The organism is Pararhodobacter sp., assembly GCF_036802785.1.
Classification (GTDB): Bacteria; Pseudomonadota; Alphaproteobacteria; order Rhodobacterales; family Rhodobacteraceae; genus Pararhodobacter.
The window spans coordinates 1-13,925 of the sequence record NZ_DAIRVN010000021.1 but is presented as its reverse complement, the minus strand read 5'-3'; the positions used below and the strand labels follow the sequence as shown (position 1 = coordinate 13,925).

The window sequence follows — 13,925 nt, the reverse complement described above, 5'->3', positions numbered from 1 at the left end:
GCTCATTTCAGCATCCCCGGCCATTGGCGCGGAGCGGCAGTCAGCAGATTGCCTGCCGCACTCAGCGTGCCACGCAACAGACCTTGCATTCCTTGCGCACGCACCTGACGAGCCTGATGGGTCATCTCCTGCGCACGAGTGCCGCGCCCGCTGCGCACTGCCTGCGCCTCAAACGACATCTCCCGGGCGGCCGTTTCGCCAAGAAACATGGCGACCGGACTGTCCAGGCGGATACCGCGCCCGGCCAACTCAATAGCCTGTTGCCCCATCTGGAACTGGAACTGGCGACGGGTGCGATCTTCTTCGATCGCACCGATGCGCTTTTCCTGCTCGGCTTGCTGCAGAAGCAGGGCCGATTGCTCTTGCCCCGCCTGCATGGCCATGACGCCCTGCGCGAGGGAACCGACCACTGTAAGCGCCGTGCCGATGGAGGCCAGAGAACTGGTTGCCGCCACGGCGGTTGCGCCCGCTGCGGTGGCTGCGCCTCCGCCTGCCAGGCCTGCCAGAAGGGCGGGATGACACATCTCAGGCCCCCATTTCTTCGAGGTTCGCTGCAATCGCTGTGACGGTCATTGCTGCACCCGCATGAGGGGTGAAACGCAGCGCAATCCCACGGGCGGGGCTTGACGTGGCATCGACCGCTGCGAGACCGGTGTGGTAGTCCTGCGCCGACGCTGCAACCTGTGCAGGCACGAGCTGGATCGGACGTCCAATCCGGGCCGCTCTGCCAAAATCGCGCTCAACGATCTGAACATAACCTTGCTGGGTTTGGTAAACTCCGATCGCAGCAATGCTGGCAACCTTCTTCTTGCGACCAAGGGTCAAACCGTCCTGCGCTTGAGGTTGAAGGTCCAGCGTCTCGAAATGGTGTGTGGTATCGAACAGACCGACTTCGGCGCTCTGCACCGGATCCGGCAGGGTCAGGGTTCCATCGCCCGCAACAGTAAGCGGGCCCAGCTCTCCGAACTCGGTCCAGACGTTGACGCTGCGGCCCGCCAGATGGGGCACAAAAAGACTTTCCATCGGGGTTTCGCTGGCGAAGACCTTCGCGCAGAAATAATGCGTGGGGGGCACATCCCCCGCTGGCATCATCCAGCCCTTTGGAACAGAAAGTGCCTCAATATGGCGCTGGGTCTCTTCATCGACGGCGCGGCGCACAACCATGACCACAATGTCGGTATCTGTGTCAGAAGCGCGGGTAACAGCCATGTCTTCGACAAATCCGTCCGCCAGCGTCAGCCTTGCCCAACCCTGCACGTCTTCGGCTTTGTCTTGGAGCATGCACGCCAGATCGCCGGTTCCCCGCCGCACCCAAGCCATCGCGAACGGTGCGCCCTGCCAGACAACCTGCCGGAATAGTGCGGCGCCCAGATGGTCAGATGGCAGCGACACTTCGCGCGAGACATTGGCGTCGTACTCGATGACATAGGAAATCTGAAAGAGGCGCGTGCCATCCCGTGAGATGAACATGGGGTCGCCTTCCGGCGCGATCGGGGCTGAGGGAAGGCTGCCGATTCTGCCATCCAGCCCGATGCGGGCGGCGGTCGCGGCCACGATGGTGTTGGAGCTGTCCGAGCGCAGCGAATATTCCTCGGCCAGCGCGCCGATGTGAAGGGCGCGGCGACCTGGCGAAAGCCACTGGATAGCATTTAGGCTGCCATCTCCATCGATGATGACGCCAAACGCATCGTCGGGGCGCTCGCCTTCTGCGAAATCTCGGTATCCGCCCCCTGCAGCTGACAGCCAGATGGCGCGGGGCTCTGCGTGCGTTGCAGCGGCCACAAATCGCTGGTCGTAAAGCGTCAGATGGGTGGGGTAGCCATAAACATCCGACCAGGCACCCTCGGCCCAACGATAGGTGCCCGCTGGCGCGATGTCGCCCAACGGGTCATCAACGCCCGGGTTCCAGGGGTCTTCAGGGTCAGGTTCAGTTGTCGAGGGGACATGATTTGCCGGGATCCGGCGGATCACTGTGGCCGTCGCCTCAGTCGGCGAGGTGACGGCGGTAATCCTCACAACACCACGATTGTCAGACAGATACTCCCATGTCGCGCCGGTCTTGGCGTCAACCTTCTCAATGCCACTCCGGTGCAGCGGGGGCATGACGCCGGTGTTGTCGCCTGCGGTCAGCAGATAGATCCGGCCATCATGACGCATGCGCGTCGAGCCGGGAACACCGTCGGTATCCTGCGTCCAATAGGGAATGTCTGGAAAATTCACCGGTTCAAGCGCCAGCAGGCTACCGACGTGCTCTGCGACAAACAGATCGAAATCAGCCGTGAGGGTGACGGTTCCTGTCTCGCCCGAGGCAATGATCGTCCTGTCTTCATCCGTGTTGATCGGGCGGAAAGGGCCACTGTCGATCACAAGCGGAGAAATTGACCAGTCATCGAGTGCAGAGCGGGCCAACCGCTGGATAGGCAGCTCACCATCAGCCAGATAGATGACATCGGCCGACTGTATCCAGGTGATGCGCTTCAGCGCCGAAGCATCATACGGGGTGACCAGCTCATAGGGGCTGTCCCCGTCCATAACCAATACACCATAGCGCCGCACACGCATGATGTTGGGATAGAGCTCCAGCACAACGCAGTCTTCGCGATTGAACTCGAAGGCGATCAGGCGACAAAATGCATTCTCGCGCGTAAAATCCCAGTGGATTGTGCCCGGCGCGCGCATCAGGCTGCCCTGGCGGTTGGGCAGGAAGCCGTTGGCGCTGAGCACACCCGTTTGAAACCGCTGGAAATCAATGCGCGCATGCAGCTGGGGAGAAACTTCTCCCGAAGAAAACGTGTTCTGCAGCTGGGTTGTCCGCGTCATCGCGTGGCCTCCGCTACCCAGTCGAGGACCGGCTCACCGGTGTAGCTTTCCGGGCTGGCGTTCCGCGCATCGGCCCGGCGGGCCATGATCAGAGAGTTTTCAAGCCGCCTGTCGATGCGGGCTGCCTTTTCGGGGCTTCCGACCCAGCGCGGTGCCATGAGCTGGGCCAGCCTGAGACCAATGACGTCCTGCACCAGTGACGGGATCGCACCCTCGTTTTCGATACGGCGGGTGTAGCGGACGGGCAGCGGCGCTCCATGATCGGCCCGCAGGACTGTATCGTCCAGGCGCCAACGCGTCTGGCCAGTCACGCCAACCGATCGCAGGGCCAGAACGTCATTCGGAAGCGCAAAGACATGGGGCAGCGCAGGATCTGCGACCAGACCATCAATGGTGTCCACCGGTGGCAAGGCCATCACGCGGCTGGCAAAGCTCCAGTCGGTGCTTTCGAGAATGCCATTGAGTGCGACCGGATAGAGATCTGCAGCCTCCATGGCCTGATCACTGTCATCGCCAAAGCTGGAAATTGCGCCAAGTTCCAGCGCAGAAAAGGCCAGACGCAGGATATTCCCGGACGAGATGGTCAGTGTCATGCGTCTGGCTCCAGTGCTGCCGGGGCCTGTACCGGCCCCGGTTTCGGCTTCAGCGGAAGCGGTAGTGGAACTCAAACAGCATCGTGCCCGCCCCGGTCGCATTGGCGATGGCATGCTGATAGAGGCTGATCACACCCGACTTCGGTTCGGCGGCAAGGCCCAGCCGTTCCCAGAGCGGCAGCCCAAATCCGCTGTCGAACTGGGTCACCGGGCTGTGGACGTTGCCGGCCGATTTCAACACCGAAACCAGTGCGTCCACGTCATCGACGGTGCCGACGCGGATGGCGGCAAAGCCGGTGTTCTCCACCTGAAGGGCAGTTCCGGCATCAAGAATGCAAGCAGCAGGCAGATCGCACAGGTGATACATGGAGCCGGACAGATCATCGGCGGCGTTGGTGACAGTACCCGCGACGACGATGGGACGACCACGGGCGCGGGCCGGATCGATGCCTTGAGCACCGGCACCGTCGGAGATGAGGTCAGATTGACCGTTCACGATTGGCATGGAATTGCTCCTTTTGCCGGAAGGGGGAAAAGCGAAGAGCCCGGCGCAGCGCCGGGCACCGGGTCAGCCGGTTATTCGCTGCACTCAATGACGATCACGCCGCCGTCCTGGTGGCGCGTGGCGTCCAGGTTCGCCCAGACCTTCTGGAAGGGCTTGTTGTCGGCGTGGGTGTCGTTCCACATCGTGCCCTGAATATCTTCCCAGAAGGCCGCCGGGATGTTCTTCTTCGACCAGACGGGGACCATCCGCACCGGATCACCGGTGGCGGAGGTGTGCGGTACCCGGTTCGACCTGATCCAGGTGATACCCATAAGGCTGGTCGGCTTGCCGGTGATCAGCTGCTGCTGCATGAAGGGGTTCAGCGCCCCTTCGGTTTCGGCCGCCAGGTTGATGAGATCGGTGATCTGTTTGGGGCTGATCAGCGCATACAGCGGATCATCGTCTTCCATACCGAAGTCAGCCAGGTTCAGCCGCTCCTGTGCCTCGATCAGCTTGTCGAGCGTCAGACCAGCGCTTCCGTGCACGATGGTCTGGGAGCCGGGCAACGTGACTGTCGAAATGGGCGTTTCAGCACCCTCAGTCGCTTTGCCCAGGATGCCGCGCCCCTCAGCAGGATCAACAATGAACCGCGCGCCCTTTTTCTTGATACCGACGATGCGGTCATGGATGCCGCGGCGAACCGCCGCCAGCCGGTTGGTCATCAGCGGGCTGGTCGGATCCTGCGCAGCACGCAGCTTGTCTTCCTTGTCGATGTAGCCGGAGTTGATGATGTCCTTGCGATGGAAGACAAACCGGCGCTTGGCGTCGATCTGCATTTCCGCATTGCGGCGGGTGCGCGCTTCCTGCTCAGCATATTCGGACGGCTCGAAATAGTCAGCGACCGACATGGCGAGACCCGAACCCTCGATGCGCGTGACGGCCTCAAGGATGGGGATCTGCATCTGCTGCGCCAGCATCTGCACGTTCTGCTGGTAAGCGATGATATGGGTGGCTTCCAAAGCCATGGGATAGTCGGGCATCTGCCCCTCCATTGAAAAACTGTTTGGTGAGTTTTTCGGAGGGGTTGCCCACTATCGGACCCGCCCTGCGCTTTTCGACCGCTCGTCGGGGGTACTCTCGCCACCTGCCAACCGGACCCCGCATGCGCAGGGTTGCCCAGTGCCGCACACATTGCCAGCCCTCTGCGGGGGGCGTCAAGCCGGAAAATCACTAGATCGACCTCAGAACGCGCTCCTGAGGCCGATATGTGGGGTCAAACGACCTGAGCCCCCGATCGGGCGATGCTGGTGGCGGCGCGGTCGGCCTCGTTGCGATAGTAGCGCAAGGCACCGATGACCGGCCAGACGCGACACTCAGTCTCGCCCAAGTCGACCGCAATCAGCTCGCGCTCCAAAATCTGGATCATTCCATCCAGCATGTGCAGGGCCAGACCGATGTCTTCGGCGCTGTCGAAAGCATGTTGTGGCAGGGCCATGTCACGCCTCCAGCAAAGCAAAGGGAATGACAATGCCCCGCGCGGGCCGACCAGCCAGCGTGCGCACACCCTCAGCCGGGGTGACACCGGGTAGCACCAGCAACGCTGCGCGCAACGCCCCCGATGCATGGTTTGCAATGAAGAGCCCCGCGGCGACGATGCGCAGACCCAGAGCGGCCAGCGCCTGTGCAGCGGCGAATTCACCCGCCCGCGCGGCCTCGATCAATTCGGCCACGCTGCGCCCGCCGTCGATCTGGTTGAGAATGCGCGAAAGAGCATTGCGGCCATCCTCCTTGCTGGCCTGCGCCGGGCCGTCAAGCTGTGGCAACGGACTGCGCTGCCAGAGGGTCAGTGCTGCGCGCGCACCACGCGTCATGCGCGCTTCTCGCACAAGGCTCAGCCAAAGCTCCGCCTCGCGGATCGGCAGCCCGGCAATTTCGCCACCCGGCACCGGCTCGGCCGGGGTAACGGCAACATGCTCATACCGGCCATGGCGACGGATCGCCGGCAGCACCTCTGCCGTGATCCATTTGCGGAACCGGCGCGCGGCTTCCTTGCGGCTAGTCAGCACGAGGGCGTAGAGGCCGCTTTCGGAGATGATGGTAACCTTCTGGTTTCCGCCAAGGGTGTCGGCACTACCGACATCCTTTTCATCATCGTCGAGCCTTGACACTGCATCGCGCGGGTTCCCAATCTCCAGCACCCGGCACACATCATTGACGACGAACCACGGCTCACCATCACGCATCAAAACGCGCACAGCCTGGTCTTCAAAGTCGAATGGAATTATCTCGGCGCTCATGGCCATCTCCTCAAGTCAAGATGAACCCGGGGCCGCGTCCAAACGGGTGCCCGGGCAACAGCGGGTTGGACGACCGGCCTTGAGGAACCGGCAACCCCGAAGGGTTCCCACTGCGCCCGGACATAGAAAAAGCCGCGCATCGGCGCGGCTCGTCAAGCGCCTCAAGATGACGGGCGTCCAAACCCGATGCGATCTTTTTCATCGCATGGTTGAAAGATGCCGTTAGTATCCGAAGAAGTCAATAGGGGGAAGGATTATGCAGAAAATGGTTCTTGCGGCATGGGTGGCGTTGGCGAGTTCAGGTGCCAGTGCCAACTCCCCTGAGAATGAAAGGGCTTCCGTCGCCCTTCTGATGGCAGACAGGGTCTGTTTGCATCATACTTACGACTTCTTCAGCCCAGAGACATGGGCACCACCCTTGTTTCACCTGGATGAAATGGAACCTCCAGAACGTGAGAGCGTGCTGCCCATTGGATCGGTTTTCGGGCGAGCATGGCTTGTCCACCCTGAAACATTGGAGATGGGATTGACAATTTCGGTGGTTCCTGACCGCGATGGCCAAGCCCTCACAGGCGTGTGCGCAATACATTTTTTTGGTACGAACAACGATCTGACGGCTTTTTCAGATGCCGCTTTGTCGCAATGGGCCCCCTTCGATTTTGAGCTTGTCCGCGTGTTGCCAGCTCCCGGAAGCACAGTGCTAACTTTTGGCGGGTGTGTCGATCAGCATCCGACCTTGATTAGGTTGCAATTAATCAGTCCAGATGCCGATCCTTCAGCGCATTTATCCTACTGGTTTACCAACAGATTTGGTCCAAGCGCTTGTGACGGCGGCTAGAGGATTACTCCCCCAGCCGCCAGCCCCATTCAGTGCGGCAGCGGCATGCGCGGGCACCATTGCCCGAGCGTGCAGCCGCGATCACAATCCTTTTTCAGTTTTTCGGCCGGGCATTTCGGAACAGGACCGGCCATCACTGCCCCCTCTTGCCGACCATCGCCGCCGTCAGCCGGTCAACCTCGGGCTGAAGCCGCTTCACCTCGGCCTGATTGCCGGATTTCACGGCCTCGTAATAGGCCCCGCCCGGCGCGCGCAGGGCTTCCAGCTGGGCCTTGGCATCAGCGGCACCGCCCTCGCTGCCGCCCTTGCCCAGCCCTACCGCGCTGTCTTCGCCCATCGCACGGGCCAGCGCGTCGAACATGCGCAGCACACCGGCATCGCCGGTCTTTGGCGCCAGCACGCCGACCATCGCCTGAATGGCCTCGCTGTCCAGCCCGGCTTCTTCGGCCAGGTTCTGCGCGGCCAGCTGGGCGGCGGCGATGCGGGTATCCGTGGCATCGCCCCAAGTCTTTTCCAGATCCGCCATCATGGCACTGCGCGCGGTTTCAAGCTGCTCGGCCGCCTGCCCGTCGATCTTGCGCACATAATCCGCGAAAAGACCCACATAGGCCTCATGCGCCGACTTCGGCACGCCCAGCCGGTGCGCCACCTCGGCAGCGCTGGCCGCCAGCTCGGTATCCCAGGCCTCTGCCGGGAAATCCTTGGGCGGTTTCACCTCATAGCCCTTCACATCGGCGGGCAGGCCCAGCGTGGTGCGCTGCTCGGCCAGCCATTCCGCGACGTCCTGCCCCTCCTTGGGACGGGTCAGCAGGCTGTCAGCAGGGCGGCCCAGCCGCTTTTCCGCATTGCGGGCGATATCGGTCAGGGCGGCCAGCGCCTCATCCGGCTTGCGGGCATCCAGCCCCTTGGCCTTGACGAAACCCTGCGCATCCTCGCCAAAGCCTGCCCACCAGCTGGGGGCATCACCCGGATCAGCGGGCGCAGCGCCGGTTGCAGGATCCGCTGGCGGATCTCCGGCACCGCCTTCGCCGCCATCGGGCGCGCGCAGCGGCAGTCGGCGGAACAGATCAATCGGTTTCATAGCGGTCTTTCTCCATCATGGTTGAGAGGGTGTTCAGATCGGTGCGGGAAACCCCGGCCATCGCCAGCAGCTCCAGCGCCAGATCGCGGCGGCCAGCCTCATAGGCAAGCCGCTGCGGGTCAGTATCGGGCAGACCATTGCTCCGCAGCTGCAGCGCCAGCACCGCGCCCATGCCGATCAGATCGTTGATCAACATGGGCTGGTCACTGGCAGCGCGGGCCCAGCGGGCGGCAACGGTGCGGGCGGTGCGCCGATCAGGAAAGATCGACCGGAAGATGGAAAGGCGGTCAATCAGCATCGGCCAGCTCCTTCAGCCGCGCGCGCGCAATCCGCTGCAAATCGCGGAACTTGTCTGCCCAGACACGATTGGACCAGGTGGTCTGGCTTTCCTCGCCGCAGGTGGGGGCGGCATCGGCGATTTCGCGCAAGGCCTCCCGCATCGCCGCATGTTCGCGGGTCAGCCGGGCGAAAAGATCTTCCTTGACCGGGATGGTGCGGGGGTCAGTCATTGCCTTGCGTCCCAGCTTTAAGCCGATCCAGCCGTTGGATTTCGGCAAGGATCAGCGCCCCGGCTTTCACCAGATCGCGGCGCGGCGTGGTCGGCTTCCAGAACTTGAGCCACGGCCAGAACCAAAAACCCACATATTCCGCAGGGAAGCCTGCGGCGGTGAGCGCATAGCAGGCGGCGGCGCGTGCCATATCGCCATTCTCGTGCGTGTCGTCATGCTCAGGCGTCCAACCTTCAACGGTAACCTGACGCTGTCGCTCGGCCAGCACGTCGATGATGGCGGGTGTGATTTCGGGATTGGTTTCTTTCAAAACGTCCGTGGCCGTCCATGCGTAAGGGATCGCAGCGGGACAGTTCGCGCACATCAACCAATCCATACCCCCATGCACTTCCTTCAGGCTTTCCGGGCAGCCGCAGACTGGACACGATTTGGGAACCATCATGCCGCACCTCCCATCCCGCCCATGGCACCGGCCATGTCCTTCACTGCGCCCGCCCCCTGCTGGGCCATCTGCATGGCCTGTTGCATCTGGTGGGCCTCGGCGCGCTGTTTTTCCAGCGCGTCGGCTTCTTCGCGTGATCGCAGCACCGAGGCTGGAGCGCCGTTGCTGGCGTGTAGGGCCTCGATCACATCGTCTGGGCTGAAGCGGTCTGCGTACCGGGGATTGACCTGTGCAAGGGGCAGCACATCGGCCAACAGCTGGCTGATCGCCAACCGCTCGCTGGCCTTCTGGGCCATGGCAGCTGCTGACTGGTATTCCACAATCAGCGGCACGGCCTCATTTCGCCCGGTGTCAGGGGGCGGCGGCAATTGTCCGGCGCGGAACAGCAGCTGGAAACGCCGCTCGATCTTCCGCGCAAGGTATTCGTGCTGGATCCGGCCCATATTCGGCGCCCAAAGTCGCGTGCGCTCGGCATCGATCGTCGCCACTTCCATAGGTGACAGGCCGGTGCGGCCGGACAGGTTCATCAGCGACCAGTAGAAGGCCTCCTGAATTTCCTGCATCTTGGCGGCTTTTTCTTCCAGCGTCAGGCCGATTTCGCCGTTGAAGCCCAGTGGGGCCATCATCGGGTCACCGCGCATGTTGACCCCGCCATAGATCACATGGCCGGGGCGAACCTGCCCCTGCAACGGCCATGCTTCGCGGTCGGGTGCCAGAATGGTGGGATCGGCGGCGCGCTGCGCTGCGCGAAGGGTCGCCGCGTCCATCTGGTGATGGGCCCGCGTCGAGGCCAGCGCGACGAAGCCCGGGCCAGTGCCCCAGGTGTGGCCGGTCTCCACCTCCCAGCGGGGCAGATAGAAGGGCATTTCATCATAGCCGCTCTCGCGGATCAGCCAGCCTTCGTTCTCGAAAGCATACCGAGAAAACCACCGCTTGCCGCGCCCGCCGATCGATCCACGCCGGAAGTTCATGTTGCGGCCGACGTGATGCAGATAGGGCTGCGTCTCATTCGAACCCTTCTCGGCCAGTTCGACCACCTTGGGTGGCAGGGCCTCGGCTCCGAACATCGCCAGGGCGGCGGCGGGCTTCAGATGGAACCGGCGCACCACTTCGACCACTGCGCCGTAAGCATCGATGTCGGCAACCACCTCGGCCAGCGAGATGGTCACGTCCATGATCTTCCGGCTCTGGCTGTCAACCTCATCATACTGGGCGCCGTTTCCGAACGCTGCCAGATCCGAGAACAGCGGCATGACCTGGTCGTAAAAGCTGGAGTTCGAGGGCATGAAGCTGCGCAGGATCCGCGCGCCCACTTCCTCGTTCCATGCTGCCATCGGCCCCCAGCGGTTCAGTTCGGCATCGGCCGTCTTGATCGCCATCCACTTGTTGGCCGGGTTGGTCAGTGTGCCATAAAGCGCGGCCGAGAAATTGCCCTGGGCCCGGATGGGTGCTGAAGACAGGGGCTTTTTCATCTGGCGATCGCGCAGACGGTCATGGCTGAAGCCGCCACGCTGAGGGCGGATCAGCTCGGCGATGCTTTCCCAGTCCGGCTCATGGATCGCGCGTTCGGTCTTGAGCTCCGCCCACCGCGTGGCCGCGCGCACCGCATCGGGGTTCTTGGCGCGTACAAATTCGGCTTTCATGCTGCGACCTCGCCCATGCGGCGCACGACTGGAATGCCGCGCGGTGAGGTGAGGATGTCGGCGGCGGCACCGGCCCGCCTGCGGCGCAGACGCGCCTCGATGTCAGCGGTGCGGGTCGCCTCGGTGTTGTCGCGCGCCGCAAGCGGCACCGGCGTCACCTTGGCTTGCTTCATGAAACACATGGGTCTTCCTCCTTTGGGTTTGCGGTCCAGGCGTATTGTTGGAAGGTCTCGCCGCCGCTGGCGCCGAAACCGGGCATGATGGCTTCCACGTGAAAGCCGCACAGGCGCAGAAAATGGCCCGCGCGCGGGTGGCCTGCCCATGCGCGGGCCTCGATCCGGTGAACGCCCGCCTTGGCGCAGAATTCGGGCATGTTCTGGCGAATGCGCCGGGCGGCGGCGACAATTCCTGCGCGCCACTGGGTATGGTCACGGGCCAGCATTGCGGCCTGCGCTACGCCCGCCTGACCGGTGTTGCCCAGCACCAGCAGGGCAAAGGGCTGCCCATGCCAGCGCAGCACCAGCGACAGCACGGCACCGGCCTGCGCCGCATGCCACTCCGCAAAGAGCTGAGCATACCCGGCGCCCATGCCCCGGATCGCCTGCGCTTCCATCAGGTCGCAAGGATCCAGCGACCGGAACACCGCCAGCGCCGCCATGGGGTCATAGGCACCGGGCTGCATCATGCGGGGGCTGCCTCATTCCTCACGGCAGGTTCGTAGGTGGCCGCGAAGATGTCAGGCTTGCAGGGGTAGAATTCTCCCTTCACTCCTTTGATGATCCAGTCTCCTGGCAAAGCGAGATGATCCCCCTCAAGGGTGGGGATGACGATCCCCGCGATAGGATTACGCGAGTTCTTCCGCAGTGCTTCCACGCCGTGTGCGCCGATCCATGCGAGGACATAGTTGGCGCCGCACTTCGTGCCATCAAAATGAACGGCCTCGATCACAACCGGCTTCTTGCGATAAAAGTTCATTGGCCCGCCCTCAGCAGCGCCCGGCGCGCTGCATTGGCCCAGTTTGCCAGCGCCGCGCCTTCGCCTTGGGCGCTGTCGCCCGCGATGCCGAATATGCGCACCCGTGTGACGCCGGATTTCAGCCGCGTGAACTTTGCACCCCGCCCCTGCACCAACAGGGCTTTTAGAGCTTCCAGATTGAAGCCAGCATGGCTCTCGATCTGGGCGATCGCCCCGCGCATCGCCTCGGGTTCAAGCGCGGGCGCGGGTGCTTTGCGGGCTGTGGCTGGTTTCTTTGTCACAGCTGCACCCAATCTTCGGCCAGCATGTCGGTCTGGCTGGCCAGCCAACCGATGACCAGCGAACCATCGGCAGCGCGCATATCGATATGCGGCAGCAGCTCGATTTCCGCCTCGGGCTCACCCAGTTCCTGAGCGCGGTGCGACGCCGCATGGCCGCATTTGGCATGCCGGGCCTCAAATGCCGAACCCGGCGTCAGGGCAATCCACATGCCCTTGCCATTCCAGCCCATCCGCGCCACCCGCGCGCCGCTTTTCAGCGCGCTCAGGGCGGCCCCAAAGTCTCCAAGATGTTTCATCGTCTCACACTCCATAGGGGTCCAGAATATCGAAGGCGGTGCGCAGCCCGGCCCCAAGGGATGGCCCGCCGTTGTGGCCCATCAAGCCGATGGTGCCGGTGGTCTCAGTATTGCTGACGCGGCTTTCGCCACTGCCCAGCGTCTCGGACAGCAGCAGATATTGCAGCGCGTCCATCACGTTGGCCTCGGTCAGCCGCTTGTCGGGCACCTTGCGCTTGTCGCCGGTGCTGGTGACCTCATCGGTCCAGACATAGCGCGCCTCGAAACCCGCGATCAGCAGCTTGCAGGCCGGATCGATCAGCAGACCGGGCGCACCGCCGCGAAGGAATTCGAGCGCCGCACGCACCGCTTCCAGCCGCGGCTGCAGGCGGTTGGTACCGATGCGCTGTGGGCGCACCTTGAAGCCTCCAGACTGCGATACCAGCAGGTTCCAGGTGTCGTTTTCGTCGGCAGCAGCGCTGGCGCCCATTTCGCCGGCCATGTCAGCCCAAGCCCCCAGCAGGGGCAGGCCCTTTAAGCGAGGGGTATCCAACAGCTCACGCAGGCGGCGGCCAAATTCCTTGGCCATCAGGCGCTCTTTGGGGAAGTGCAGCTCGGCGAGGATCTGCCACTGGTACGGGCGGTCAAACTGGGCGATGACAGCCGCACCCTTGAATCCCTGGTCAAGCCCCAGCCGCAGCGGGATCCCGGGCCAAGGCTCCAGCGTCGCGTCCGATACATGCACGCGGCGGCTGAATTCGCGCTGGAACACCGGTTCACCGGCGCGCAGATGGGTGATCTTGTTGTAAACCAGCCGCTGGGCCAGATCGCCCCGGCCCGAAAGTTTCAGCGCCTGCAGCTGCGCCGGGTAATAATCGGGCGACAGGTTGTGCAGGTTCTCGCAACCGGGCTCACCATAGCCGGGCTGATTGTAGAACTCGACCGAGACGCGCTTCGCGCCCTCTGGCAGTGCCCGGTTCATCTCATCTGCGATGCGCGCCCGGGCAACATCATCGTGGAACACCCCAACGGTGTAGTTGTCCTCATCCGGCGCGTTGAAATCTGCCACGATCTGGCCATAGCTGCGCAGCTCGGGCGGATATCCCTCGAAATGTCCGCGCCCGGGCCAGCGGTTGATCCGCCCGATACCCACACCCAGCACCTCGTTGGGCATGGTGTCGGCCTCATTCAGCCACATGTCCGTCGTCTGGATGCCGCGCATGCTGGCAATGATGTCATCGCCGAACGCCATGAACTCGGCCACCCATTCGATCGGGCCGAACTCATCTTCAAACAGGATTGTATGGGTCACCGGGTCGCCGCGCCCGCCCGACCACTTGCCTAGGTTCTTTGGATAGACTTCCAGATAGCTGGGGATCGTGGTGGACCACAGCTGGCGGTAAGTCTCTCGCACAACGAGCAGCTTGTATTGCCGAATGCCGGTGATGACCGACCGGGGCATGGCCTTGGCGCGACGGAAGCGTGATTTCAGGAGGGTTGTGGTCTTCCCGCTGCCGACAGGCCCTTGAATGCCAGTGATCGTGGCGTCCGAGGCAAACATGGCCGCCGCGATCGGGCCGGGAAAGCTTTGCATGTCCAGGACAGGCAGGGTATCAGCGAAATCGCCCTGCAGCGCATCAATCGCTTCATGCGCCCCCATCCCCGCCAGCTGGTCAGGGTTCACACC

The 13,925-nt window shown here is 63.1% G+C and carries 19 protein-coding genes; 1 reads left to right on the top strand and 18 read right to left on the bottom strand.

The window, feature by feature from the left end:
• Window positions 1-2: 2 nt before the first annotated feature.
• The 7 genes from V7Q53_RS09460 to V7Q53_RS09430 form a co-directional block, all read right to left on the bottom strand.
• Window positions 3-383: a hypothetical protein gene (locus V7Q53_RS09460; protein WP_333828293.1), complete on the bottom strand. Its 381-nt coding sequence runs from the start codon at window positions 381-383 to the stop codon at window positions 3-5.
• Between the two features lie 142 nt (window positions 384-525).
• Window positions 526-2,820, bottom strand: a complete 2,295-nt coding sequence (locus tag V7Q53_RS09455; protein ID WP_333828292.1) for a hypothetical protein — start codon at window positions 2,818-2,820, stop codon at window positions 526-528.
• Complete coding sequence (locus V7Q53_RS09450; protein ID WP_333828291.1) at window positions 2,817-3,413, bottom strand: hypothetical protein; 597 nt, start codon at window positions 3,411-3,413, stop codon at window positions 2,817-2,819. Before V7Q53_RS09450 ends, V7Q53_RS09455 begins: the two co-directional genes overlap by 4 nt.
• A 49-nt stretch (window positions 3,414-3,462) precedes the next feature.
• Window positions 3,463-3,918 carry a hypothetical protein gene (locus tag V7Q53_RS09445; RefSeq protein ID WP_333828290.1) on the bottom strand — a complete coding sequence of 152 codons (456 nt, stop codon included), beginning with the start codon at window positions 3,916-3,918 and terminating at the stop codon, window positions 3,463-3,465.
• Window positions 3,919-3,989: 71 nt separating this feature from the next.
• Window positions 3,990-4,937 carry a phage capsid protein gene (locus tag V7Q53_RS09440; RefSeq protein WP_333828289.1) on the bottom strand — a complete coding sequence of 316 codons (948 nt, stop codon included), beginning with the start codon at window positions 4,935-4,937 and terminating at the stop codon, window positions 3,990-3,992.
• Window positions 4,938-5,170: 233 nt separating this feature from the next.
• Window positions 5,171-5,392 (bottom strand): hypothetical protein, encoded by a 222-nt coding sequence (locus tag V7Q53_RS09435; protein ID WP_333828288.1) that lies wholly within the window; start codon window positions 5,390-5,392, stop codon window positions 5,171-5,173.
• Window position 5,393: 1 nt separating this feature from the next.
• Entirely contained in the window at window positions 5,394-6,194 is an 801-nt protein-coding gene (locus V7Q53_RS09430; RefSeq protein ID WP_333828287.1) for a BRO-N domain-containing protein, read from the bottom strand.
• A gap of 256 nt (window positions 6,195-6,450) precedes the next feature.
• On the opposite strand from V7Q53_RS09430, the gene V7Q53_RS09425 reads away from it, so the two are divergent.
• The gene (locus V7Q53_RS09425) at window positions 6,451-7,032 is read left to right on the top strand and encodes a hypothetical protein (protein WP_333828286.1); all 582 of its coding nucleotides are present in this window, start codon (window positions 6,451-6,453) and stop codon (window positions 7,030-7,032) included.
• 133 nt (window positions 7,033-7,165) lie between these two features.
• Here V7Q53_RS09425 and V7Q53_RS09420 read toward each other — a convergent pair whose 3' ends face one another.
• The 11 genes from V7Q53_RS09420 to V7Q53_RS09370 form a co-directional block, all read right to left on the bottom strand.
• Complete coding sequence (locus V7Q53_RS09420) at window positions 7,166-8,113, bottom strand: hypothetical protein (RefSeq protein WP_333828285.1); 948 nt, start codon at window positions 8,111-8,113, stop codon at window positions 7,166-7,168.
• Window positions 8,100-8,411, bottom strand: coding sequence for a hypothetical protein (locus V7Q53_RS09415; RefSeq protein WP_333828284.1), 312 nt, complete (start codon window positions 8,409-8,411; stop codon window positions 8,100-8,102). The genes V7Q53_RS09420 and V7Q53_RS09415 overlap by 14 nt, the downstream gene beginning before the upstream one ends.
• Window positions 8,401-8,622, bottom strand: a complete 222-nt coding sequence (locus tag V7Q53_RS09410; protein WP_333828283.1) for a hypothetical protein — start codon at window positions 8,620-8,622, stop codon at window positions 8,401-8,403. Before V7Q53_RS09410 ends, V7Q53_RS09415 begins: the two co-directional genes overlap by 11 nt.
• The gene (locus tag V7Q53_RS09405) at window positions 8,615-9,064 is read right to left on the bottom strand and encodes a hypothetical protein (protein WP_333828282.1); all 450 of its coding nucleotides are present in this window, start codon (window positions 9,062-9,064) and stop codon (window positions 8,615-8,617) included. Before V7Q53_RS09405 ends, V7Q53_RS09410 begins: the two co-directional genes overlap by 8 nt.
• Window positions 9,061-10,707: a portal protein gene (locus V7Q53_RS09400; protein WP_333828281.1), complete on the bottom strand. Its 1,647-nt coding sequence runs from the start codon at window positions 10,705-10,707 to the stop codon at window positions 9,061-9,063. The genes V7Q53_RS09405 and V7Q53_RS09400 overlap by 4 nt, the downstream gene beginning before the upstream one ends.
• Entirely contained in the window at window positions 10,704-10,889 is a 186-nt protein-coding gene (locus V7Q53_RS09395) for a hypothetical protein (protein WP_333828280.1), read from the bottom strand. Before V7Q53_RS09395 ends, V7Q53_RS09400 begins: the two co-directional genes overlap by 4 nt.
• Window positions 10,877-11,392: a hypothetical protein gene (locus tag V7Q53_RS09390; protein WP_333828279.1), complete on the bottom strand. Its 516-nt coding sequence runs from the start codon at window positions 11,390-11,392 to the stop codon at window positions 10,877-10,879. Before V7Q53_RS09390 ends, V7Q53_RS09395 begins: the two co-directional genes overlap by 13 nt.
• Entirely contained in the window at window positions 11,389-11,682 is a 294-nt protein-coding gene (locus V7Q53_RS09385) for a hypothetical protein (RefSeq protein ID WP_333828278.1), read from the bottom strand. The genes V7Q53_RS09390 and V7Q53_RS09385 overlap by 4 nt, the downstream gene beginning before the upstream one ends.
• The gene (locus V7Q53_RS09380; RefSeq protein WP_333828277.1) at window positions 11,679-11,963 is read right to left on the bottom strand and encodes a hypothetical protein; all 285 of its coding nucleotides are present in this window, start codon (window positions 11,961-11,963) and stop codon (window positions 11,679-11,681) included. The genes V7Q53_RS09385 and V7Q53_RS09380 overlap by 4 nt, the downstream gene beginning before the upstream one ends.
• The gene (locus tag V7Q53_RS09375; protein WP_333828276.1) at window positions 11,960-12,259 is read right to left on the bottom strand and encodes a DUF2829 domain-containing protein; all 300 of its coding nucleotides are present in this window, start codon (window positions 12,257-12,259) and stop codon (window positions 11,960-11,962) included. The genes V7Q53_RS09380 and V7Q53_RS09375 overlap by 4 nt, the downstream gene beginning before the upstream one ends.
• A 4-nt stretch (window positions 12,260-12,263) precedes the next feature.
• Window positions 12,264-13,925, bottom strand: a 1,662-nt coding sequence (locus tag V7Q53_RS09370) for a hypothetical protein (RefSeq protein ID WP_333828275.1), incomplete at its 5' end; no start/stop codon positions are given.

Coding starts and splice junctions, on each gene's coding strand:
- V7Q53_RS09460 (WP_333828293.1), bottom strand. CDS start 383: ATGGCCATGCAGGCGGGGCAAGAGCAATCGGCCCTGCTTCTGCAGCAA.
- V7Q53_RS09455 (WP_333828292.1), bottom strand. CDS start 2,820: ATGACGCGGACAACCCAGCTGCAGAACACGTTTTCTTCGGGAGAAGTT.
- V7Q53_RS09450 (WP_333828291.1), bottom strand. CDS start 3,413: ATGACACTGACCATCTCGTCCGGGAATATCCTGCGTCTGGCCTTTTCT.
- V7Q53_RS09445 (WP_333828290.1), bottom strand. CDS start 3,918: ATGCCAATCGTGAACGGTCAATCTGACCTCATCTCCGACGGTGCCGGT.
- V7Q53_RS09440 (WP_333828289.1), bottom strand. CDS start 4,937: ATGCCCGACTATCCCATGGCTTTGGAAGCCACCCATATCATCGCTTAC.
- V7Q53_RS09435 (WP_333828288.1), bottom strand. CDS start 5,392: ATGGCCCTGCCACAACATGCTTTCGACAGCGCCGAAGACATCGGTCTG.
- V7Q53_RS09430 (WP_333828287.1), bottom strand. CDS start 6,194: ATGAGCGCCGAGATAATTCCATTCGACTTTGAAGACCAGGCTGTGCGC.
- V7Q53_RS09425 (WP_333828286.1), top strand. CDS start 6,451: ATGCAGAAAATGGTTCTTGCGGCATGGGTGGCGTTGGCGAGTTCAGGT.
- V7Q53_RS09420 (WP_333828285.1), bottom strand. CDS start 8,113: ATGAAACCGATTGATCTGTTCCGCCGACTGCCGCTGCGCGCGCCCGAT.
- V7Q53_RS09415 (WP_333828284.1), bottom strand. CDS start 8,411: ATGCTGATTGACCGCCTTTCCATCTTCCGGTCGATCTTTCCTGATCGG.
- V7Q53_RS09410 (WP_333828283.1), bottom strand. CDS start 8,622: ATGACTGACCCCCGCACCATCCCGGTCAAGGAAGATCTTTTCGCCCGG.
- V7Q53_RS09405 (WP_333828282.1), bottom strand. CDS start 9,064: ATGATGGTTCCCAAATCGTGTCCAGTCTGCGGCTGCCCGGAAAGCCTG.
- V7Q53_RS09400 (WP_333828281.1), bottom strand. CDS start 10,707: ATGAAAGCCGAATTTGTACGCGCCAAGAACCCCGATGCGGTGCGCGCG.
- V7Q53_RS09395 (WP_333828280.1), bottom strand. CDS start 10,889: ATGTGTTTCATGAAGCAAGCCAAGGTGACGCCGGTGCCGCTTGCGGCG.
- V7Q53_RS09390 (WP_333828279.1), bottom strand. CDS start 11,392: ATGATGCAGCCCGGTGCCTATGACCCCATGGCGGCGCTGGCGGTGTTC.
- V7Q53_RS09385 (WP_333828278.1), bottom strand. CDS start 11,682: ATGAACTTTTATCGCAAGAAGCCGGTTGTGATCGAGGCCGTTCATTTT.
- V7Q53_RS09375 (WP_333828276.1), bottom strand. CDS start 12,259: ATGAAACATCTTGGAGACTTTGGGGCCGCCCTGAGCGCGCTGAAAAGC.